The 22807-nt window shown below is 57.9% G+C and carries 20 protein-coding genes; 14 read left to right on the top strand and 6 right to left on the bottom strand.

Annotated elements, in window-relative coordinates; genetic code table 11:
• Positions 1 to 89 precede the first annotated feature (89 nt).
• Both AC3WTM_RS17850 and AC3WTM_RS17845 read right to left on the bottom strand, forming a co-directional pair.
• Complete coding sequence (locus tag AC3WTM_RS17850; protein ID WP_102672857.1) at positions 90 to 344, bottom strand: hypothetical protein; 255 nt, start codon at positions 342 to 344, stop codon at positions 90 to 92.
• A 48-nt stretch (positions 345 to 392) separates the two neighbouring features.
• Complete coding sequence (locus tag AC3WTM_RS17845) at positions 393 to 656, bottom strand: DUF2790 domain-containing protein (RefSeq protein WP_102672856.1); 264 nt, start codon at positions 654 to 656, stop codon at positions 393 to 395.
• Between the two features lie 306 nt (positions 657 to 962).
• Here AC3WTM_RS17845 and AC3WTM_RS17840 point away from each other — a divergent pair, with 306 nt between their 5' ends.
• Positions 963 to 1703, top strand: a complete 741-nt coding sequence (locus tag AC3WTM_RS17840) for a response regulator (RefSeq protein WP_008050458.1) — start codon at positions 963 to 965, stop codon at positions 1701 to 1703.
• Complete coding sequence (locus AC3WTM_RS17835) at positions 1700 to 3031, top strand: ATP-binding protein (protein ID WP_102672855.1); 1332 nt, start codon at positions 1700 to 1702, stop codon at positions 3029 to 3031. Before AC3WTM_RS17840 ends, AC3WTM_RS17835 begins: the two co-directional genes overlap by 4 nt.
• An 81-nt stretch (positions 3032 to 3112) precedes the next feature.
• On the opposite strand, the gene AC3WTM_RS17830 is transcribed toward AC3WTM_RS17835, so the two are convergent.
• Positions 3113 to 4438, bottom strand: a complete 1326-nt coding sequence (locus AC3WTM_RS17830) for an OprD family porin (protein WP_102672854.1) — start codon at positions 4436 to 4438, stop codon at positions 3113 to 3115.
• Positions 4439 to 4767: 329 nt separating this feature from the next.
• Between AC3WTM_RS17830 and AC3WTM_RS17825 the strand changes: the two genes are divergently transcribed.
• The gene (locus tag AC3WTM_RS17825; protein ID WP_102672853.1) at positions 4768 to 5388 is read left to right on the top strand and encodes a glutathione S-transferase family protein; all 621 of its coding nucleotides are present in this window, start codon (positions 4768 to 4770) and stop codon (positions 5386 to 5388) included.
• Positions 5389 to 5456: 68 nt separating this feature from the next.
• Here the strand turns inward: AC3WTM_RS17825 and AC3WTM_RS17820 are convergent, their stop codons facing one another.
• Positions 5457 to 6863 (bottom strand): purine-cytosine permease family protein, encoded by a 1407-nt coding sequence (locus tag AC3WTM_RS17820; RefSeq protein WP_102672852.1) that lies wholly within the window; start codon positions 6861 to 6863, stop codon positions 5457 to 5459.
• A 323-nt stretch (positions 6864 to 7186) separates the two neighbouring features.
• On the opposite strand from AC3WTM_RS17820, the gene AC3WTM_RS17815 reads away from it, so the two are divergent.
• The 11 genes from AC3WTM_RS17815 (at position 7187) to AC3WTM_RS17765 (ending at position 20527) form a co-directional block, all read left to right on the top strand.
• Positions 7187 to 7672: a flavin reductase family protein gene (locus tag AC3WTM_RS17815; RefSeq protein WP_057715451.1), complete on the top strand. Its 486-nt coding sequence runs from the start codon at positions 7187 to 7189 to the stop codon at positions 7670 to 7672.
• Between the two features lie 208 nt (positions 7673 to 7880).
• Positions 7881 to 8924 carry an LLM class flavin-dependent oxidoreductase gene (locus AC3WTM_RS17810; protein ID WP_102672851.1) on the top strand — a complete coding sequence of 348 codons (1044 nt, stop codon included), beginning with the start codon at positions 7881 to 7883 and terminating at the stop codon, positions 8922 to 8924.
• Positions 8925 to 9092: 168 nt separating this feature from the next.
• Positions 9093 to 9242 carry a hypothetical protein gene (locus AC3WTM_RS17805; protein ID WP_162130443.1) on the top strand — a complete coding sequence of 50 codons (150 nt, stop codon included), beginning with the start codon at positions 9093 to 9095 and terminating at the stop codon, positions 9240 to 9242.
• Positions 9243 to 9332: 90 nt separating this feature from the next.
• A complete protein-coding gene (locus tag AC3WTM_RS17800; protein ID WP_090454755.1) occupies positions 9333 to 10010 on the top strand; it encodes a cysteine hydrolase family protein in 678 nt (225 codons plus the stop codon).
• Between the two features lie 5 nt (positions 10011 to 10015).
• Positions 10016 to 11374: a purine-cytosine permease family protein gene (locus AC3WTM_RS17795; RefSeq protein ID WP_102672849.1), complete on the top strand. Its 1359-nt coding sequence runs from the start codon at positions 10016 to 10018 to the stop codon at positions 11372 to 11374.
• 481 nt (positions 11375 to 11855) lie between these two features.
• Positions 11856 to 14255 carry a type VI secretion system Vgr family protein gene (locus tag AC3WTM_RS17790; RefSeq protein ID WP_492587629.1) on the top strand — a complete coding sequence of 800 codons (2400 nt, stop codon included), beginning with the start codon at positions 11856 to 11858 and terminating at the stop codon, positions 14253 to 14255.
• A 32-nt stretch (positions 14256 to 14287) separates the two neighbouring features.
• Positions 14288 to 17023, top strand: a complete 2736-nt coding sequence (locus tag AC3WTM_RS17785) for a hypothetical protein (protein WP_258537949.1) — start codon at positions 14288 to 14290, stop codon at positions 17021 to 17023.
• Complete coding sequence (locus tag AC3WTM_RS17780) at positions 17020 to 17580, top strand: hypothetical protein (protein WP_146023743.1); 561 nt, start codon at positions 17020 to 17022, stop codon at positions 17578 to 17580. Before AC3WTM_RS17785 ends, AC3WTM_RS17780 begins: the two co-directional genes overlap by 4 nt.
• 105 nt (positions 17581 to 17685) lie before the next feature.
• Positions 17686 to 18915: an EF-hand domain-containing protein gene (locus tag AC3WTM_RS17775; RefSeq protein ID WP_256586139.1), complete on the top strand. Its 1230-nt coding sequence runs from the start codon at positions 17686 to 17688 to the stop codon at positions 18913 to 18915.
• Positions 18912 to 19571, top strand: coding sequence for a hypothetical protein (locus tag AC3WTM_RS17770; RefSeq protein ID WP_146023742.1), 660 nt, complete (start codon positions 18912 to 18914; stop codon positions 19569 to 19571). Before AC3WTM_RS17775 ends, AC3WTM_RS17770 begins: the two co-directional genes overlap by 4 nt.
• Before the next feature lie 107 nt (positions 19572 to 19678).
• Positions 19679 to 20527, top strand: a complete 849-nt coding sequence (locus AC3WTM_RS17765; RefSeq protein ID WP_207238496.1) for an EF-hand domain-containing protein — start codon at positions 19679 to 19681, stop codon at positions 20525 to 20527.
• A 346-nt stretch (positions 20528 to 20873) separates the two neighbouring features.
• On the opposite strand, the gene AC3WTM_RS17760 is transcribed toward AC3WTM_RS17765, so the two are convergent.
• Together AC3WTM_RS17760 and AC3WTM_RS17755 are read right to left on the bottom strand one after the other, a co-directional pair.
• Positions 20874 to 22220 carry a glutamine synthetase family protein gene (locus AC3WTM_RS17760; protein WP_090454751.1) on the bottom strand — a complete coding sequence of 449 codons (1347 nt, stop codon included), beginning with the start codon at positions 22218 to 22220 and terminating at the stop codon, positions 20874 to 20876.
• A 20-nt stretch (positions 22221 to 22240) separates the two neighbouring features.
• Entirely contained in the window at positions 22241 to 22795 is a 555-nt protein-coding gene (locus AC3WTM_RS17755; RefSeq protein ID WP_008000492.1) for a helix-turn-helix domain-containing protein, read from the bottom strand.
• Positions 22796 to 22807: the final 12 nt, after the last annotated feature.

The following is a 22807-nucleotide window of genomic DNA, read 5'->3' as shown; positions in this document are numbered from 1 at the left end:
AATAGCCTCCGAAAGACACCCTGTGAAAGCTTAGAGAATGATCACAGGGTGTGAGGGGGGAGCCATTTCATTAGTGGATCGGGGTGTTCTCAAGCCGTCTGCTCATCCAGCAACTGCCCCTGCGGCGTACGGCTGGAACCGTTCTCGGCGAGCATCTGCCCCTGCGGCGTACGGCTGGAGCCGTCTTGCGCCAGGAAGCCCTGGGTGCTCTTCTCTGCTACCGGCGTGAGCTGGAAGCAGGTGTTGCTGGCGCAGGCGCTTTGCTCGACAGCGGCGTTGGCATGGGCCGCCGCACCGGCGACGGAAAAGACGATGGCGGTCAAGTAGCGGGAAACGTTGTTCATGAGGTCCTTCCTGTTGCAAATGGATTTGGCGGGGGTTGATCGCGACACTCAGTTTTCCGAGTTGCAGTTGTCGGCGAACTTGCTGTAATCCAGCACCTGGGTTTTTGACTGAGCGTCGAGGTACGTCAGCCGCGCATTCACCACGCCGCAGGAAGGCGTAGTGTCCTCGGTCAGCGACACCACTTTCCTGATATCCAGTTGGGTGCCATAGGTGTAGGTTCTGGGAGCGACATCGGCTTCGGCACGGGCCGACAAGGTGCAGATGTTCAGTGCAGCAAACAGGCAGGCTGCATAAATGGCTTTGGTGTTCATGGCGGACTCCTCAAGGTTTCAACAGGTCAACTGTTCGTTGGGCCGAGGCGCTCTGGTTTGCCTCGATGGAACCTATTAAAAGCCTGCGAGGTATCTCGTCTGTGTCGGAAATCGGCGTGAATCAATCGCTGCGTATCAGAACGGCGCCTGGATACACAGTCATACAAAACCGCTGGAAATCGGCTTTTTTGCCTTCGTGTGTATCCGCAGGCAAGCCAGATACACTGCAATACAAAGGGCGGCAGGCGAGACCGCCCAGGCTCGATAGACTGTGTGGCATTCCCCATTTACCAGAGGTTTGGCCCAATGGATCACGTTGATCACATCCTCATCGTTGACGATGACCGCGAAATCCGCGAACTGGTTGGCAACTACCTGAAGAAGAACGGCCTGCGCACCACAGTCGTGGCGGATGGACGGCAAATGCGCGCCTTTCTGGAAACCACCCCGGTGGACCTGATCGTGCTGGACATCATGATGCCGGGTGACGATGGCCTGCTGCTCTGCCGCGAACTGCGCGCCGGCAAGCACAAGGCCACGCCAGTGCTGATGCTCACCGCCCGCAACGATGAAACCGATCGCATCCTCGGCCTGGAAATGGGTGCCGACGACTATCTGGTCAAGCCATTCGCTGCCCGTGAACTGCTGGCGCGGATCAACGCAGTGCTGCGACGCACCCGCATGCTGCCACCGAACCTGGTGGTGACCGAAGCCAGCCGCCTGTTGGCCTTTGGGCGCTGGCGCCTGGACACCTCGGCCCGTCACCTGCTCGATGAAGACGGCACCATGGTGGCCCTGAGCGGTGCTGAATATCGATTGCTGCGGGTGTTTCTCGACCATCCACAACGGGTGCTCAACCGCGATCAATTGCTCAATCTGACCCAGGGCCGCGACGCCGACCTGTTCGACCGCTCCATCGATCTTTTGGTCAGTCGTCTGCGCCAGCGCTTGCTCGACGACGCTCGAGAACCGGCCTACATCAAGACCGTGCGCAGCGAAGGCTATGTGTTTTCCCTGCCGGTGGAAATCCTGGGCGATCAATCATGACCCTGGCGCTGCATTGGCCGCGGACCCTGGCCTCCCGGCTGTCGCTGATATTCCTGATCGGCCTGATTCTTACCCAGGCGCTGTCCTTCGGCGCGCAGTACTACGAACGCTACGAGTCCTCGAAAAACACCATGCTCGGCAACCTGGAAACCGACGTTTCCACGTCCGTTGCCATCCTCGACCGTTTGCCCGCCGATGAGCGAGCCGCCTGGCTCAAACAACTGGAGCGGCGCAATTACAGTTACATGCTCAATGAGGGTTCGCCGGGCACGCCCATCCGCACCGACATGCCCGATGCGCCCATTGCCATTGCCTCGATCAAAGACGCCATCGGCCACGATTACCCGATGACCTTTACCGACATCCCCGGGCCGAAAAAACATTTCCAGGTGCACTTGACCCTGGCCGATGGCAGCCCGCTAACCATCGACGTCCGCCCGGCGATGGTACCGTTGTCGCCCTGGCTGCCCATCGTGTTGCTCGGGCAACTGGCGCTGATGCTGGCCTGCTCCTGGCTGGCGGTCAGAATCGCCATCCGCCCCCTCACCCGCCTCGCCGGGGCCGTCGATACCCTGGACCCCAACACCCATCCCGTACTCCTGGACGAAAAAGGCCCGACCGAAGTCGCCCACGCCGCCAAGGCCTTCAACGCAATGCAGGCACGCATCGCGGCGTACCTGAAGGAACGCATGCAATTGCTCGCGGCAATCTCCCACGATCTGCAAACCCCGATCACCCGCATGAAACTGCGCGCCGAGTTCATGGACGACTCCAGCGAAAAAGACAAACTGTGGAACGACCTGAGCGAAATGGAACACCTGGTGCGCGAAGGCGTGGCCTACGCCCGCAGCATCCACGGCGCCACAGAAGAAAGCCGCCGCACCGACCTCGACTCGTTCCTCGACAGCCTGGTGTTCGACTATCAGGACGTGGGCAAGGATGTTCAGCTCAGCGGCAAGAGTGCCGCCGTCATCGACACCCGCCCCCACGCCTTGCGCCGGGTGCTGGTCAACCTGACGGACAACGCATTGAAGTTTGCCGGTTCCGCCGAGTTGCGGGTGCAAAAGCAGGCCGATGGCAACCTCTCGATCAAGATCCTCGACCGTGGTCCGGGGATCGCCGAGGAAGAACTCAAGCAAGTGATGGAACCATTCTACCGCGTTGAGAATTCCCGCAACCGCAGCACCGGCGGCACCGGGCTGGGGCTGGCGATCGCCCAGCAACTGGCGGTTGCGATTGGAGGCTCCTTGACCTTGAGCAATCGCGAAGGGGGCGGGTTGTGTGCAGAGTTGCAATTGCCGGGGCAGAAGGGTTTGTCTCAGGGGTGAGAATGCCGGACCAAGCGTACAAAATGGTCGGCTGACAGGCCGCCTTCGCGGGCAAGCCAGCACACAGGGGGGGCGCCGTGATTACAACAACGACAAGGTGTAATTGATGATGAACCGGTTCTGATCCACGTTGCGCCCGGCATCGGTATTGGACTTGGCGTTACGCAGTGTGAACCCCACCCCCTTGAACGTACCCGATTGCAACACGTAGTCCAGGGTCATGTCGCGCTCCCACTCGGACTGGTCACTGGCGTTTTGCGCCTTGATGTCCGTGCCCTTCAGATACACGATCGAGGCTTTCAAGCCCGGCACGCCCACGGGTGCGAAGTCGTAGGTATATTGGCCGAAATTCGTCTGCTCGCCGGCCCGGGCAAAGTTCTGGATCATTTTGTCGGTGGGCAGGTAGACACTACCGCCGCCCGCCCCCTTGTCCACCAGGCTGCCCTGGTTGGGCTGGACGAAGTTGCTGCCATCGCCCACACGCTGATGCCCCACCGACACTGCGTGACCGCCGTGGCTGTAGGTGACCATCGCGGCCCAGGTGCTGTTGTCGATTTCACCATCGTTGTCGTCGGTGTAGCCCGATACCCGATAGCCTTGCGCGCGGCCGGAGGCAGAGCTGTTGGCACCGCTCGACGTGGTACGGAAGTAGCGCAGGTCGGTGGTGAGCGAGCTTGCACTGTCGATGAACAGGATGTGCGTCAGGCCGAGGAAGTTCTGGTTGTAGAAGTCTTCCAGCTGCGCGAAGTAATACTGGGTCTTCAGGTTCCTGGCGAGGTTGTAGTCACCGCCGGCGTAGTAAAACTTGTTGCTGTCCTGCGTGCTGCCGGCGACCGACAAGCCTGTGCGGTCCGTCGAGGCGCGCCCTACCGCGTGCTCCAGCACACCGCCGGTCAACGTCAGGCCATCGATGTCGTTCGAAGTGACCTGAGCGCCGGTAAACGATTGCGGCAACACACGGGCATCGTTCGCCAGAAGGATCGGCAATTTCGGCAGCAAGGTGCCGTAGCGCAATTCTGTCTTGGCCAGGCGCATTTTCGCCGTAGGGCCGAAGCTGCTCCAGGCATCAGCCGCGCCGTCGCCGTCAGAGGGAATCATGCCGCTACCGACGTGGCGCCCCGCTCCGCTGTCCAGCGTGATGCCGAGCAACGCCTGGGCATCGAGCCCGAACCCCACCGCGCCCTGCGTAAACCCGGACTCATAGCGCAACACGAAACCCTGGGCCGCCTCTTCGGTTTTCGAGGGGGCAGCGCTGCCATCGCGATTGTCGCTGTTGAAGTACAGGGTGCGCATCGACAAGCTGGCCTTGCTGTCTTCCAGAAAGCCATGGCCTGCGGTATCGGCAGCTTGTGCGCACACCGAACTGGTGGCCAGCAGGACTGCGGTGGGAATCGCTCGTTTGAACATAGGGGGCTCCTGGGTTTTTCTTATCGTTATTTGAAGGTTTCACCGCCAGACAGGACCCGATTACCGCCCACGCAACAGCGCTCGATGAGTGACATGAGTCATCGGACGTTCGAGCTGAGGGTTGACTGACTGGCTTGTGAAACTCTTAAAACACTTCGAGAGGCTATTATCAAACGCGGTGAAAGTAGTTTTCGTACTGGGATAAGCCTTGTCGCACAGGGGTATGGACGATCACTGTTTTTGAATATCGGTGCGGCGGATTTTCATCATACTGACTTCATCGGCAGCGTTCGGTGGCTGCTTGTATGTCCCTACAAGAGCAATGACCCATGAACGATCAAATCGAACTTTACGGCGCGAACACCGGCAACAGCCTGAGGGCCGCGATTGCCCTGGAAGAATCGGGCATCGCCTATACGGCACGCAGGCTCGACCTGTATGCACAGGAACACCGTGGTCCGGCCTTCCTGGCGCTTAACCCGGCCGGGAAAGTGCCGACCCTGATCGATCACGGGACAACTCCGGTGCTGGTCATCAACCAGTCCAACGCCATCATCCAGTACGCCGATTCCATTGCGCCCGGAAGGCTGGCACCGGCGCAACCAGGACCTGATCGCACCCGGGTGATCGACCGCTATTTCTTTTTCGTGACCGATGTCATCGCCCCCAGCCATGCCGCCTTTTTTCTGCACCAGGCGGGGCAGGCCAAGGCGGCGGCTTTCATCGATCTGCGCGTGATTGAACAGCTCACCTACTCGGAAAGTTTTCTGACGGACGATTTCATGGCCGGAGCGCAGTTCTCCATGGCCGACATTTCGGCCTTCACCATTGCCACGGCGTTCCGTGATCGGCTGGACTGGAAGGAGCTTGCGCAACTTTCACGCTGGTACGACGCGGTCGAAGCCAGGCCGGCGGTACAACGCGGCCTGAATGTGTTCAAGCAGTGCTGAGCGCTCGCCGAAAACAAAAATGCCCCATGTCGCCGGGCATTTTCTGACGAACACGATACGACTTTGCCTCAGTCGGTGTAGCCGAACTTCACCGAAGGGCTTTCCTGCGACTGGCTTCGCGTAGCGAGGCAGTAATACAACGGACACGTCACCACCAGCCCCACCAGCCACGACAGGTCCGCGCCCTCCACCAGTTTGGCATACGGTCCGACGTACAGTGAAGTATTGGCGAATGGCAGTTGCACGATGATGCCGATGAAGTAGGCAATGATCGCATGCAGGTTGAAGCGACCGTAGATGCCGCCGTCGGCCCGGAAGATCGAGGCGATGTCATAGCGACGACGCTTGATCAGGTAAAAGTCGATCAGATTGATCGAGGCCCACGGCACCAGCACCAGCAACAGCGCCAGAATCAGGCCGATGAACTGCGAAATGAAATTCGCCGAGGCTCCCAGCGCCACCACGCAGCAACCCGCCAGCACGATGCCCGACAACACCACGCGCACCTTGATGCTGGGCGTCCATTGGCTGGCGAAGGTCTGGATCGAGGTGATGATCGACAGCACTGCGCCATACAGATTCAAGGCGTTGTGGCTGATGATGTTGAGCAGGAACAACACCATCAGGATAGGCCCCAGCCAACCGGTGGACTGCTTGACCGCCGCCATCGCCTCGGTGCCTTCCGGGGTTGCCAGTACCGCCACGGCGCCGAAGGTGAACGACAGGATCGTGCCCAGGGTCGCCCCCAGGTAGGTGGCGAAGAACGGACGGGTGATGCCGATATCCGCAGGCAGGTAACGCGAGTAGTCCGACACATACGGCGAGAAGCTGATCTGCCAGATGATACCCAGCGACACCGTGGCCAGCCAGCCGGACAGGTTGAACCCGCCGCGAGTGAAGAAGTCCGCCGGCAGATCATGGGCGAAGATATAGAGGAAACCGGCGAGCAAGGCACCGCCCATCACCCAGGTGCCGATGCGGTTCAGGGTATGGATGAAGCGATAACCGATCACCCCGATGGCCGTGGCGCTGAGTGCGCCGATGAGAATGCTGGCCGGCACCGGAACCGACGGCGCAATGCCGACAATCGATTTGCCTGCCAGCACGATGTTGGAAATGAAGAAACCGATGTAGATCAATGCCGCGAAGAACACGATCAGCAGCGCGCCATAGCGGCCGAACTGACCACGGCTCTGCACCATCTGCGGGATACCCATGCACGGTCCCTGGGCCGACGCCAGCGCAATCACTACGCCGCCGACCATGTGCCCGAGGGCAATCGCCAGCAACCCCCAGAACAGGTTGAGGTGGAACACCTGGACCACCATGGCGCCGGTGACGATGGGCAGTGGCGCGATATTGGTGCTGAACCACAGGGTGAAAAGATCGCGGGCCTTCCCGTGGCGCTCTGCGAGTGGAACGTAGTCGACCGTGTGATTCTCGATCAACGGGTCTTGCCGGGACATCTGGGACATGTGCATGAACTCGAGTTTGTCTGTTCTTATCTTTGTATGAAGCCAAACCGGGGGGACTCTCTGGCCGCCCCTCAGATGCGGACCATATTATGGTATTCCAAACTTTAAACAAGACTGATCCGGTCTTTGAACAAGCATCTGAGCCGGCATCCTGCCCGATCCACGCCAGCGTTTGCTAGCTTAAAGCCCAGCAATCATTGGGTTCCAGACGAAAGCCTTACGTTTATCGGTTCACCTAAAAAGACCTTGCAATCGATGTATTACGGTATACCATCAGACCTATAAACACATAAAAACGCGTCACACCACCCGAGGACCGTCCAATGATCGATGCCGCCATCTACAAACAAGTCATGGGTTCGTTCCCGTCCGGAGTGACCGTGATCACCACCCTGGATGACGACGGGCAAATCGTCGGCCTGACCGCCAGCGCCTTCAGTTCGTTGTCGATGGACCCGGCTCTGGTGCTGTTCTGCCCCAATTACAGCTCCGACTCCTACCCGGTCCTGATCAAGAACAAACGTTTTGCCATCCACGTGCTTTCCGGCGGCCAGCAAAGCGAAGCCTATGCCTTCGCGCGCAAAGGCAAGGACAAGGCCCAGGGGATCGAGTGGACGTTGAGCGAGCTGGGCAACCCGATTCTGGCCAATGCCACGGCGGTCATCGAATGTGAGCTGTGGCGCGAATATGAAGGCGGTGACCACGCCATCATGGTCGGCGCGGTGAAAAACCTGATCGTGCCCCGCCAGAGCAGCGGGCCACTGGTGTATTGCCACGGCAAGATGGGCGCGTTGCCGGTCCTGGCCTGATCCCCTTGTGGGAGCGGGCTTGCTCGCGAAGAGGCCGGCACACCCGACATCAATGTTGTCAGGCATACCGCTTTCGCGAGCAAGCCCGCTCCCACAGGTTGCTCACTGACCAGTGAGAAACATTTGCACAGATTTCGTATTATGGTATACCAATAATCAACAGGCCCGCGATCGACAGGCCGACAACAATAGATCCGAGGTAAGCGTCATGAAGTTTTCCCTGTTCGTACACATGGAACGTTGGGACGAGAGCGTCAGCCACCGCCAGTTGTTCGAAGACCTGACCGAACTGACGCTGATGGCCGAGGCCGGTGGTTTCAGCACCGTGTGGATCGGTGAACACCACTCCATGGAATACACCATCTCGCCAAGCCCGATGCCGCTGCTGGCTTACCTGGCGGGCAAGACCACCACCATTCACCTGGGCGCCGGCACCATCATCGCGCCGTTCTGGCATCCGCTGCGGGTGGCCGGTGAATGCGCGTTGCTCGATGTGATCAGCAACGGACGCATGGAAGTCGGCCTGGCCCGTGGCGCCTACCAGATAGAGTTCGACCGCATGGCCGGCGGCATGCCGGCCTCCTCCGGTGGCCAGGCGTTGCGGGAAATGGTTCCGGTGGTGCGGGCATTGTGGAACGGCGACTACGCCCATGACGGCGACATCTGGAAATTCCCGACCTCCACCAGCGTACCCAAGCCGATCCAGCAGCCGAACCCGCCGATGTGGATAGCCGCCCGCGACCCGGACTCGCACAACTTCGCCGTGGCCAACGGTTGCAACGTCATGGTCACGCCGTTGATGAAAGGCGACGAGGAAGTCCTCGACCTGAAGAACAAATTCCAGGCAGCGCTGGACAACAACCCGGGCGTGCCACGCCCGCAACTGATGGTGCTGCGCCACACCCACGTGCACACCGCCGACGATCCGCAAGGCTGGCAAGTCGGGGCCAAGGCGATCTCCAAGTTCTATCGCACCTTCGATGCCTGGTTCGGCAACAAGACCACCCCGGTCAACGGCTTCCTCGCGCCGAGTCCGGAAGAGAAATTCGCCGGTCGCCCCGAGTTCGAACTGGAGAGTCTGCACAAGACGGCCATGATCGGCACCCCGGAAGAAATCATTCCGCGCATCAAGTACTACCAGGAACTGGGGGTCGACGAATTCAGCTTCTGGTGCGATAACAGCCTGCCCCACGCGGAGAAGAAAAAATCCTTGGAGCTGTTCATCAAGCACGTGGTGCCAGCGTTCCGCTGATTGCGCCGCCCTGCTCCCCGGACGCGAAGCCGGGGGGAGGCACACACCTCAACTGTGGGAGCGAGCTTGCTCGCGATGGACGCCAACGATAACGCGGGCCATCTGAATCACCGCGTTGTCCAGAGTTTTTCGCGAGCGAGCTCGCTCCTACATGGGTCGATTCCAATGATGACTGGTCGTCTCCCATCACTCGCCCTTCCCTCCGGCGCCGCGCGGGCTTACCTGCGCGGTGAATGGACCGCTTCGCACCTGCATTTCAAGCGCCTGCGCGCCAGCGTTTCGGCCAAGCAGAACGGTTTCTGGCAAATAGTTCACTGAGCCCACCCGAACAGCCAATCACGCACCCCGCGTCTCGCCATTGCATGGCGCGTACGGTGCATCGTGTTTCGTCTTGATCAGGTTTGCCCAATGAACAATAACAACGCGCTGTTGATCATCGACATGCAGCAGGAGGACGGCTTCGTCCTGGAAAACTTCGATACAGTGGCTACCAATACCGCCACCCTGCTCGATACCGCCCGCCGTCAGCGGATGCCTGTCATCTATACCCGCCACATCAATCAGGCCGACGGCAGTGACCTGCCCCACGGCGAACCTTTGGCCGCCGACGGTGGCCCCGGTAGTTACCGCGCCGGCACCCGCCAAGTGGAAATCATCGAGTCGCTGACGCCGCAGCCCGGTGAATTGATCATCGACAAGGGCCGTTACAGTGCCTTCCACCGCACCGACCTCGATGCCCGACTCAAGGCAATGGAGGTCGACACGCTGATCGTCTGCGGCGTGTTGACCGACGTCTGCGTGCTGACCAGCGTGTTCGATGCCTTCGCCCTGGGTTATCGCGTGCGCCTGGTCAGCGATGCCTGCACCACGACCACCGAGGCCGGGCATTACTCGGCCCTGCTGATCATGGCCAACTGGGTCTACGCGCTGGAAATCCTCACCACGACTGAGTGCCAGCGCGCCCTGCAACAGCTCGATCACATCAGCCTGATCCCCGAGCAGCCGGACCTGTTTGCCCACCAGCCCCATGAGCTGCAAAGCACCATCGCCCGTCTGCAATCCCACCTCGTCCGGACTCAGGAGTGATCGCCATGCAAGTCGAAAAAAGAAGCATCGATTTCATCCCCGAAACCGAACGTCACGGCAAGCCGGGCTCGCTGTTCTACATCTGGTTCGGCGCCAACATGAACATCACCACCATTGCATCCGGCGTGTTGCCGGTGGTGATGGGACTCAACCTGTTCTGGAGTGCGCTGGCGATCATCATCGGCTCGTTGCTGGGGGCGATTTTCATGGCCTCCCACTCGGCCCAGGGACCGAAGCTGGGCATTCCGCAAATGATCCAGAGCCGGGCACAATTCGGCGTGTTGGGGGCGGTGTTGCCGCTGCTGTTCGTGATGCTGATCTACCTGGGTTTCTTCGTCAGCAACACCTTGCTCGCGGCCCAGGCGCTGGAGTCCGTCAGCCCACTGCCGATGTCCGGCAATATCTACCTGATCGGCGCGTTGTGCTTCGTCGTCGCGCTCTATGGCTATCGGTTGATTCACCGCTTGCAGAAGCTGCTGTCGATTCTGTCGCTGGTGGTGTTCGTGGCAGCCACGGTGCTCGCCTTGCAGTTGCCGATCCCGGCCGAACAATGGCTGCCAACAGGCTTCTCGCTGTCGAAGTTCCTGGTGGCGGTGAGCATTGCCGTGACCTGGCAACTGTCCTATGCACCTTATGTCGCCGACTATTCGCGCTACCTGCCGAGCAGCACGCCCGCCGCCCAGGTGTTCTGGTACAGCTACGCCGGCACGGTCAGCGGCGGCGCGTGGATGATGATTCTCGGGGCAATCCTGAGCGTCGGCATCGGCGACTTTTCCAGCAACGTCGGCGGGCATGTCGCCGGCCTGTTCGGCGCTGGCGCGGTGCTGCTGTTCGCCTTCATCGTCTACGGCCAGGTGTCGATCAACGTGTTCAATCTGTACGGTGCGTTCATGTCGACCATCACCGTGATAGAACCTTTCGCCCGGCTCAAGGTGACCCCGCGGGTACGCGGTGTGTTCATGCTGCTGATCAGCCTGGTGGCCACGGCCCTGTGCACCATCAGTCAGGATGACTTCATCAGCTTCTTCCTCAACTTCATCTTCTTCATGAGCTACTTCCTGATCCCGTGGACGGCGATCAATCTGGTGGACTACTACTGCCTGCGCAAAGGCCAGTACCGGATTGACGACATCTTCGACTTGAACGGGATCTACGGGCGGGTCAACCGGATTGCCTGCGGCAGTTTCCTGCTGGCGATTGCCCTGGAAATTCCGTTCATGAACACCACGCTGTATGTCGGCCCTGTGGCCACGGCGCTGGACGGGGTGGACCTGGCGTGGGTCGTTGGGCTGCTGGTGCCGGCGTTGAGTTATTACTGGCTGATGAAGCTCGGCAAGCGTGCGCTGGTGGCAGAGTCCGCATAACGAAGATCTCCTGTAGGAGCTGGCTTGCCAGCGAAGGCGGCTTGCCTGAGACACCGCGTTGTCCGGTTCGCCAGCAAGCTGGCTCCTACAGGTTTGGGCGATCTTTTGATATGCATAAGCCGTGGTCGTGGACTTGGCGCCACATTGATCGCCATAAGCTGAAAGCAGAAGATCGCAGGCTCCTACGTTGGAGTGGCGTACTCCAGTGGAGCTGCCGAAGGTTCGGGCTGCGTTCGGACGATATTTTGATCCTCTACTCTGGCTAAGCCCGAACGGCTAGACGACATCGAAAGACGCGCCACTGCTTAACGTCGACCAGGCCGCGAAACATCCTATAGATCAGCCAGGTCGACACCAAGACGCTTCCTACGCCACCACCAGAAACATCCTATATCAACCTTTTTTACCTTCCTGAAAGCTGTCGAGCGCTTGAACGGGGATGGAAATGAAGCCTCCCTGAATGCCCCAGGGAGGCCCGTACTTGAACACCATTCTGCCCGTCTTCTTCGACCACAGCCGCCACAAACTGCACATCGACGACCTCGACACCACCCCCGACGTCCTCGCCTTCAAGGGCGAAGAAGGCCTCAGCCAGCCGTTCACCTACCGCATCGAATTCACCGCCAGCGACCTCGACATCGGCGCCGAGCAACTGCTCGGCCAATACGCCCGATTCAGCCTGCACGCCGCGCCGTCACAGGTGCCCCTGATGGCGTGGGAAGTCCCCAACATCAAGCCGCTGCGCACCTTGCACGGCAGGATCAGCCACTGCCGACGCCTGTCCGGCTCGGTCGACGAAGCCCGCTACCAAGTCACCCTGCAACCGCGCCTGGCGCTGCTCGCCCGCGGCCAACAACTGCGCATCTACCAGCAGCAATCCGTCCCGGAAATCGTCGAAAGCATCCTGCGCAGCCGCCACGCCTTCCTCGGCCAGGACTTCTTCTTCCGCCTGAACCGCGAGTACCCGCGCCGCGAACAGGTGATGCAGTACAACGAAAGCGACCTGGCCTTTATCACCCGCCTGCTGGCCGACGTCGGCATCTGGTACCGCTGCACCAGCGACGAACGCCTGAACATCGACGTCGTCGAATTCTGCGACGACCAGCGCGGCTACCAGTTCGACGTCGCCTTGCCTATGCGCTCGCCGTCAGGCTTCAGCAGCCGCGGCGAAGACGCCGTCTGGGCCCTGCAAACCCGCCACCAGGTGGTGGAACAGCAAGTCAGCGTCCGCGCCTATCACCCCCGCGACGCCCGCGCCCATCTCGACGGCGAGGTCGATCAGACCCGTGGCGAGCCGACCACCCATGGCGCCCCCCACACCTACGGCGAGGCCTACCACTACGCCGAGCCCTACACCGTGCTCGGCAACGCCTACCATCAGGACGAAGACCTGCAAAGCGAGAGCGGCTTCTTCTACGCACGCCTGCGCCACGAACGCTACCTCAACCAACAGACCCACCTCAGCGGCACCAGCAGCAGCGCCACCCTGGCCCCCGGGCAAGTGCTGAACATCAGCGGCGGCGCGCCCCAGGCCTTCGCCCCCGGCGCGGTGATCACCCAGCTCACCACCCGCGCCGCCCGCGACCGCAGCCTAGAAGTCAGCTTCGAGGCCATGCCCTACGCCGAACGCCTGTGCTTCCGCCCGCCGGTCCCAGCCAAACCACAAATCGCCGGCACCCTCCCGGCCCGCGTCACCAGCCCCAAGGCCAACGACCCCTACGCCGACATCGACCTGGAAGGCCGCTACCGAGTCAAATTCCTCTTCGACCGCGACACCTGGAAACCCGGCCAGGAAAGCAAATGGCTGCGCCAGGCCCGGTCCTACGCCGGCGACACCCACGGCCTGCACCTGCCACTGATCGCCGGCACCGAAGTGGCGATCGCCTTCGAACAGGGCGACCCAGACAAACCCTACATCGCCCACGCCCTGCACGACGACCAGCACCCGGACCACGTGACCCTCGGCAAACGCGACTACACCCGCAACGTCCTGCGCACCCCGGCCAACAACAAACTGCGCATGGAGGACCGGCGCGGGGAGGAGCACGTCAAGCTCAGTACCGACTATGGGGGCAAGAGTCAGCTGAATCTGGGGCATCTGGTGGATGCCCAGAAGCAGAAGCGTGGGGAAGGCTTTGAACTGAGGACGGATGACTGGGGTGCGATTAGAGGCGGCAAAGGCCTGTTCATCAGTGCCGATGGGCAGGCCAAGGCCCAAGGACCGGTGCTGGACATGGCCGCCGCTGTCGGCCGCCTGCAACAGGCCGGCGAACAGCTGCAACAGCTCTCGGTCGACGCTCAGGCCGCCAATGCCGAGCCGGCGGACGCGGCCGCGCAACTGAACCTGTTGCGCCGGGACCTCGAACAACTCAAATCCCAGGTCCTGCTGCTCAGCGCCCCGCAAGGCATCGCCCTGACCAGCGGCCAGCACCTGCAACTGGCCGCCGAGAAAAACCTGATGCTCAACGCCGGTGGCGAAGCCGACCTCAGCGTGGTCAAGCGCCTGTTCATCGGTGTCGGCCAGGGCCTGAGCCTGTTCGTGCGCAAGTTGGGGATCAAGCTGATCGCCAATCAGGGCCCGGTACAGATACAGGCGCAAAACGATCGCCTGGAACTGATCGCCCGGCATGGTCTGGACATCACCAGCACCGAAGACGAAATCCACATCACCGCGAAGAAGAAAATCGTCCTCAACGGGGGCGGCAGCTACATCACTCTGGAGCAGAGCGGCATCGAATCGGGCACGACGGGCGATCACAAGGTCAAGTCGGCGCACTTCGAGTACAGCGGTGCAGCCAAACAAATACTGGAAATACCTCAGCTATCCCCATTGACCGAGCACGACCACGAGTCCTTGGGGCTTACGGATTTCTCCGGCTGACCCCTGTGCCATTCAAGGAGTGAAAACACATCATGCGCGATTTACTTGTTTGGCTTTTTGGGACCCAGGCGTTTGACCGCCACCCACAATCAGAGGCCCCCGTTACTCCCGCCCAGCCACGGCCGACTCAAGCAGCCCCATCGCCAGAACCAGAGAGCGAAGCACTGCAACCATTGAAAAACTGGAGCCATCCGTTCAAGGACAAACGCAACCCGTTGTTGCAACTGACCCACATGGCAAACGCAGCCGCGGGCTACTACCCCCTGGGTCGAAACGGCCTCTGGCACGGCGGCGTGCATTTTGACAGCGGCACTGCCGGTCCCCTGGATCAATCCAGCGTGCATTGCCTGGCCGACGGTGAAGTGGTGGCCTACCGCATCGACACCCATTCGCCGACCACGCCCTACATCGTCAACAAACAGTCCTTAGAGAAACCGTTCTCGCGCAACTTCGTGCTGGTGCGCCATCGCCTTCAGCCGCCGAAAATCGAAGGCAGCCCGGATACCCCACCCGGCCTGACGCTCTACAGCCTGTACATGCACCTGCAGGATTGGGCGAGTTATGAAGCAGACGCTGCGCTGCAACGTCCGGCCTTTTGGCCAGAACGTAATCTAAGGGTCAGAGCGGACGTCTGCGACACTCGCGTAGGCACCTCGACACCCAAAGGGTTGATAGTGCTGACCAAGCCGGCTGAAGGCGGTCATATGCTTCACCTCGACCTGCTGCCACCCGGCACGCCGGTGGTGGTCAGTGGCGAGGGCAAATACCGCAAGCTGGAACACTCCCGGGGCCCGGCTTCACTGTGTAACGCCGATGGCTCTCTGCAAGGCTATGTTGCCTTCCGCAATCTGGAGCATGTCAGCGGCGCGACCTATCGGGTCAGTTCTTCCGGTGACCACATGAATGTTCGGTCCCGCTTCGATCTCAACGGTCGTGATTTGCTCCATTTGAGGCAAGGAACGGAAATCACCATCAGTGGTGAAGGCGAGTTCCGCAAGCTGGAAAGCATCAGCCAATACGTGCTGGCCGCGTCGCTGCAGGGAGAGCCAGCAGCGCTGACGGATCAGGTGGTGGTGCTCGATCACCCGGTGCCGATCAAGGCCGGGAATCTGATAGGCCATATCGGTCTATATCATGAATGCCGTGCCGAGCACCCGGAAGAGAAGCTGCACCTGGAAGTGTTCAGTGGCGATGACGTTGATGCATTCATCGAAGCCAGCCGCGCCTGGGCCCGGCGTCTGCCGGATAAAGACAAGACCTGGCTGAAGCTGGCCAAGGGCACCGCGGTGGTGGCTCATGAAGACAATGCCACTGCCGCCCGCTTGCAGATGGCGAGTGCCTCCAGCCCACTCAGTGACGCCGACCTGTTACTCCCCAAAAGTGTGCTGGATGCTCTACCGGCCGACCGAAAAATCCAGGTGCCGGCCAGCCCGAGCCACAACGCCCGCACCTGGTATCGCCTGGATGGGCTGCTACACGACGCGGACAGCAACCTGCTCAACGGCTGGGTGCGCGAAGAAGTCGGAGTCACGCCCTGGTTCAGTCCCTGGTCGTGGGAAGGCTACGAAATCATCTACGACTACGGCACGCCCCGACATGCCCTCGCCTCGTTCTTCAGCAACATCCGCCAATTCGACGAAACGCAACTCGAACGTTACCGCCCCATGGCGGACGCTGAAGACAAGGGACCGGTCAAGAGCCGACTGTTCGACATCATCGACCGCAACCGCGACGGCAAAATGACCGCCGAAGAACTGCAAACGGCCATCAGCCTGCCGGCCCATGCGCAATCGATATCCCAACTGATCATCCACAAGGAAAGTGAGTGGTATCACCAGTCACAAAAATGGGACGCGCTGGATGAATTGCTTGGCCATAGCGGCTCGACGCCACATGTGAACTGGTTGGCGGAGAAACAACGGATCAAGCAATTGAGTTGGTGGGGGGATGTGGCGGAGAAAGTGGGATTGCCGGTGTATGGGAAGGTGTTTCACTTTCATCCGGTGGGATTGCAAGGGGTGTTTACTGGTAAAACTTTTGAATTCACATTGGACGTGATGAGACGAATATATGAACGGCTTGGGCCAGCACGAAATAATGACTTGCGAGAAATTGCAAATGAATTAAACGAAAATATTGATTTTTTTAAATTAGATACGCCATTGCGAAGAACTCATTTTTTTGCGCAGATCTTACAAGAAACGGGAGACAACTTAACAGTTGAGGAAGATTTTAGCTACGGGGCCAATGCGTTAATTAGTCTATTTAGTTACTTCAGTAATAATCCGGAAGAAGCAAGGAGGCACGGATATAAAATACGTGAAGGAAAAATAAAAGAGAACGGAACACCTATGAGCCAAGCAGACTACAAGGCCATTGCCAATGGTGCTTATGGGGGGCGCAATGAACTCGGAAATCGAGGAGTTTCAAGCGGTGATGGCTGGAAGTATCGAGGGCGAGGCCTTAAGCAGTTAACGGGACTTCACAATTATACGTTGTTTCAGACGTGGCACTTAAAATCTGCAGCGCAATGGCCAAATGAAAACCCAAATTTTGTTGACAGTCCAGATTTGCTACTGAGTATGAAATACGCGACTCGATCTGCTGTTAGCTTTTGGTTAAGCAATAAGCTGTATGAAATTGCTGATAAAGGTAATAGCCCGGAGATTGTGAACTTGATAACCGCAGTTATAAATAAACGTACAGACAGTTATCCGCAAAGGAGAGAGAATTTTACTAGATTATCGCTTGCGGGGATTTTGAAGTGAGCAAACTATTTTTTGTCTGTGTGACTATGAAATTGTTCATATTTCAAAATGCTTTGGCAAATGACCCTTACGTAGATATCAGCACGACAACGTGTAGAGAAGAAGAAGACGTTTACATTAGCTGTGCGTTCAACTCTGGTTCGGATCAGTATAGCTACGGAGGTGAAGTAGCGTCGATTTGCGCTAAATCAAACACATCTCCTGATGATGGCTATGTTCAGTATCGCTATGGAACGCCAACTTATGGAAACAAGTCAGAAAAAATAAAAATGCAATACCCTGAAAAAAAACTCCCACCTAAAGGAATATTCACAATTTACAAATCAAACAACCCTGAAAGTGCAGGGATTGCATTGCGCTTTAAATCTGGCGCATATGTTTATTCATTTGAAAATGTAGGCATTTTAAATTACAGAGTTGTAGTTAGAAAGCACGAGACAATCGTCTTTGATAAGGCATGCACTCTTCCGGGAAAGAACTATTTAATCGACAAGGCGTACATAGGCATACAACACATAGAATTTGATCAGAAAAAAATTTCCGCCACACATAAATGAATATGTAAATATATAAGTTGCATCAAAAATATAATGACTCGATGAGGTCTAGACCTGCGAATTATCCGCCACTTCAACAAAATTCAACTCGAACGCTACCGCCCCTTGGCCGACGCAGAAGACAAGGGGCCGGTCAAGAGCCGACTGTTCGACATCATCGACCGCAACCGCGACGGCAAAATGACCTCTGAAGAACTGCAAACGGCCATCAGCCTGCCGGCCCATGCGCAATCGATCTCGCAGTTGATCATTCATAAAGAAAGTGAGTGGTATCACCAGCCACAGAAGTGGGACGCGCTGGATGAATTGCTCGGCCATAGCGGCTCGACGCCGCATGTGAACTGGATGGCGGAGAAACAACGGATCAAGCAATTGAGTTGGTGGGGGGATGTGGCGGAGAAAGTGGGATTGCCGGTGTATGGGAAGGTGTTTCACTTTCATCCGATTGGCTTAGTCACAAACTTTCCGGTGAAAGATAAGTGCGCTTGCGGTTGTTGCTTCGGTGCAAAATTTGTAACCACACGTTATGGACAACAGTACGGTCCAGTTTACTGGGGAAAATCAAAACTTGCAGATTTCAAGGGTTGGGATTACTTAGTTAACAGGGGAATTGTGACAACCCCGGAGCGTGCAATCCTCGTGGCGATGTCTGAAAACGAGGGCAATCTTGATGCCCTGCAGTCATACGATAGCGAAGTATTGACTGCTGGCGCGATGCAAAAAACGATCAACCCGCAAGGTGCAGGTGAGCTATCACAACAGGTCTACGAGTTCAAACAAGAACATCCCGCCCTGTATCAGTCGTTGTTTGTAGAATGCGGCTGGGAGGTCAAGACGGAAAATGGAAGACGCTTCCTTTATTATAACGGCATTACTGGCATCGATCTAAAAACCTTACTACGCGATGGCTTCGATCAGGCATCATTTGAAAGCAAGACAAAACTCAAATCTAAACCGCTCGCCGTGTTTGCTCATGCGATTACCACAAATGAATATATAACAAAACAAGTAATGGATTTTGTTCGCCGCCTTAGAACGTCAAACTCAGTGACACCAACTGGATATCGGCCGCGCATTATAAGTGATTACATTCACTCGAACTTGGGCAAGGCAATTGTTCTCGACCATCACGTTAATCGCCCCGGCAATGTTGCAAGTGATTTCGGCAGTGCTCTCGATATTTTTCATGAAATGCACCCGACCTTGACCGACAATCCAACCCATTGGGGAATAAATCATGCAAGGCACGAATCTGCTTTATTGGAAATTTATGGGCCATCACGTCGTATGACTGATGCTGATCTTCGTTTTAGAAGCCTGAAGAGTAAATTATGAAGCGCTACCTCGCAGTGTTATTAGCAATCCCGCTTAACCTTGGAAGCTTTGGATACGCCTCAACTGAATGTGTCGAAGTGAAAAACTCATTGTGCATTGAACGTTTTCAGTATAGCGACCCAATTGGAAAACGATATCGTACATTGACGATACTTAACGACGGCAAAACTGTGCGAGTCCTTCGTGGAGAAATAGAAAAAGGTGGAGTTTTTGACAAAATAAATCCCCCCGAGTTGTCGCCTGACGGTAACTTCGCATTACTACACCAAGTCGAATCCGGCAAAGCAGAAACCTCAAACGGCTTAGTAACAAACCACGAAATTGCCTATTGTGAATTGGTTAACTTACGCAGCGGTTGTATTATTGCAAGAGAAACTGGTGAGTTCTGCGGCGGCACGTTTACGCAAGATGGCAGGTGGAACAACCAACTCTATCCGGAATTTAATTTAACCGCAGAAGCTCCTAGAGCAAAAAAATATGTGGAAGGCAGTTTGAGACCTACGGATTCACCGGCGTCTTCACTTGACAATCTTCTAATTTGCGATCCGCCTGATGCCAATAACAAAAAAGACTATCGTACTATAATTGAGAGAAACACCTTCAAATTAAACAACATTCAACGTGAGGTCTTAAGACGAAATATGAATGACAAGTAGAGCCTTGATAATTATTCACAGCATTATTCTCACAAAGCTGTCGCGGCACGGAATTAAAGTTGAGCGGAGAAGTTAACTACCACAAATAAGAGCGCGCCAATCAAAACATGAATTTTGCATCGCTCCAAGGCATGCTGGCCGCGTCGCTGCAGGGTGAGCCAGCAGCGCCGACGGATCAGGTGGTGGTGCTCCACCACCCGGTGCCAATCAAGGCCGGGAATTTGATTGGCCATATCGGTCGATATCACGAATGCCGTGCCGAGCACCCGGAAGAGAAGCTGCACCTGGGAGTGTTCAGTGGCGATGACGTTGATGCATTCATCGAAGCCAGCCGCGCCTGGGCCCGGCGTCTGCCGGATAAAGACAAGACCTGGCTGAAGCTGGCCAAGGGCACCGCGGTGGTGACTCATGAAGACAATGCCACTGCCGCCCGCTTGCAGATGGCGAGTGCCTCCAGCCCATTCAGTGACGCCGACCTGTTACTCCCCAAAAGTGTGCTTGATGCTCTACCGGCCGACCGAAAAATCCAGGTGCCGGCCAGCCCGAGCCACAACGCCCGCACCTGGTATCGCCTGGATGGGCTGCTACACGACGCGGACAGCAACCTGCTCAACGGCTGGGTGCGCGAAGAAGTCGGTGTCACGCTCTGGTTCAGTCCCTGGTCGTGGGAAGGCTACGAAATCATCTACGACTACGGCACGCCCCGACATGCCCTCGCCTCGTTCTTCAGCAACATCCGCCAATTCGACGAAACGCAACTCGAACGTTACCGCCCCATGGCGGACGCTGAAGACAAGGGACCGGTCAAGAGCCGACTGTTCGACATCATCGACCGCAACCGCGACGGCAAAATGACCGCCGAAGAACTGCAAACGGCCATCAGCCTGCCGGCCCATGCGCAATCGATCTCGCAGTTGATCATTCACAAGGAAAGTGAGTGGTTTCACCAGTCATAAAAATGGGACGCGCTGGATGAATTGCTTGGCCATAGCGGCTCGACGCCACATTTGAACTGGTTGGCGGAGAAACAGCGAATCAAGCAATTGCAATCGAGAGAAAACCCGCCTGTCCGGCCGCTCGGCTGATAGCCATGAGGGGGGGGCGCTATTGCGGTCTCAATTTTCAGGCAAAAAAAATCCCAGGCAGCTGATGGACGCCTGGGATTTAAAAATGCATAAACCGTGGTGGTGAACGCGGCGCGGATATTACGGAATATTTCGGCCTGTAACAAGATATTTTTATTCACTATCCAGTTACTAAACGCTCTAACCCATTAAATATCCACATATTTTCTAAGGGCGACTACAGGAACCAGCGATACTCCCGCGCGCTGATGTCATGCAGAAATGCCAGATGATCCTGACGCTTGTTTTCGCAGTAGACGTCCACGAACTCCGCCCCCAAGCCTTCGCGCAGCACTGCATGATTTTGCATGGACTGCACCGCTTCGAGCATTTCCAATGGAAAATCGATGCCACTGCCGCGGTCTTCGTTGAGCGGTGCAATCGGCTCGCGCTCCCCTTCCAGGCCTTGCTCCAACCCCACCAGAATCGCCGCCAACGCCAGATAAGGGTTGGCATCGGCGCCGGCCAGACGATGTTCAATGCGCAGGTTCTTGATGTCCGACTCTGGAATCCGCAAGCAGGCATCGCGATCCTCGAAGCCCCAACTGGCACGGGACGCGACGTTCACCGTGCCGCTCAGGCGGCGCATGGCATTGTGGTTCGGGGCAAAAATCGGCATGCAGTGCGGCAACACATCCAGGCAACCGGCCACCGCATGACGCAGCGCCCGCTGGCCGTTCGCCGCCAGCAGGTTGTTGCCGGCCTGGTCATACAGGCTGACATGCACGTGCATGCCGCTGCCGGGGTGTTGCAAGTAAGGTTTGGCCATGAAGCTGGCGCGGTAGTTGTGCTTGAGCGCCACGCCCCGGGTGCTGCGGCAGAACAGGGCCGCCCAGTCGGCGGCGCGCAGGCCGTCATCGCAATGGCCGAAGTTGATTTCGAACTGGCCCGGGCCGAGTTCGGCGGTGATCACCGTGGCATCGACGCCCTGGGCTCGAGCGGTCTCGACCATTTCATCGAGCACCGGGGCGAAGCGCGACAAGCGTTCGATGTGCATGTTCGGCTGATCGTCGGCATCGCCGGTCAACTCATCACGGGGAAATTGCGGCAAACCGTCCTTCAAGCGGCTGTCGAACAGGTAAAATTCCAGCTCGAAGGCCACCACCGGGAAAATGCCTTTGCGGTGCAGACGGTCCAGCACCCGCGCCAGCACTTCACGGGGTTCGAATTCGATGGGTTTTTCGGTGCCGTCGGAGGTGATCAGCATCTGGCCCAAGGGCTGCTTTTCCCAGCTCACCAGCTTCAGCGTGCCGGGCACCAAACGGCGCAGCGCGTCCGGGTCACCATCGTTGAAGCAGTAATCGCCGATCTTGAACAGCCCACCCTGGGTGCCGAGCAGCACGCAGTTCTGCGGCAGCTTCAATGCACTGCCGGCAGCGACTTTTTCCAGCATCTCGATCGGGTAGCGCTTGCCGTAGAAATGCCCCGGAATGTCCAGGGAGATCAGGTCGACGTAGCGCACTTCGGGGTTGCAGTGGCGGAAGTTGCGAACCTCGGCCAGCAGTTCAGAGCACACAGCATCCATCGTTTTGTTCCTTGTTGTTATCAGGTGTAAACCCAAAGCACGCGGGTCAGTTGGTCGGACAGGTTGCCGTAGCGGCAGTGCGCATGGCTGGCCAGTTGAAAGCTGTCGCCGGGATGCAGAGTCACCGGTTCGTTGTCGTCGAGCCACAGGGTCAGTTCCCCTTCCAGGACATAACCGCCCTGCTCGGAGCTGTCCTTCATGTGCCGGTCACCGCTGCTGGCACCGGGTTCGAGCTGGCTTTCGAGCATCGAGAACGACGCGCGCATTTTCGGCGAAACGAGGATGTCGGTGATGCCGTCGGCGTAATACAGCGTGCGGCGCTCGTCCGGGCGAGTGACCCAGGACAAGGCCATGGGTTTGGGCAGGCTGTAGAAATAGGTGGTTGGCACCCCCAGGGTTTCGCTGATGGCGGTCAGGTCCGCCACCGTCGGGCGCGACAGGCCGCGCTCGACCTGGGACAGAAAACCCACGGAGCGGCCGATTTTGTCCGCCAGCTCCTTCAGGGTGTACTTCTTGTGTTTGCGCAGGTCCTGGATCAGGATCGCCAGCGCCGAGATTTCTTCTTGCATGTCCATCTAGAGGCTTCC

Source organism: Pseudomonas sp. EU05-FHT14B02 (assembly GCF_058791055.1).
Note: the sequence above shows the minus strand (reverse complement) of the source record. Positions and strands in the feature narration are given on the sequence as shown.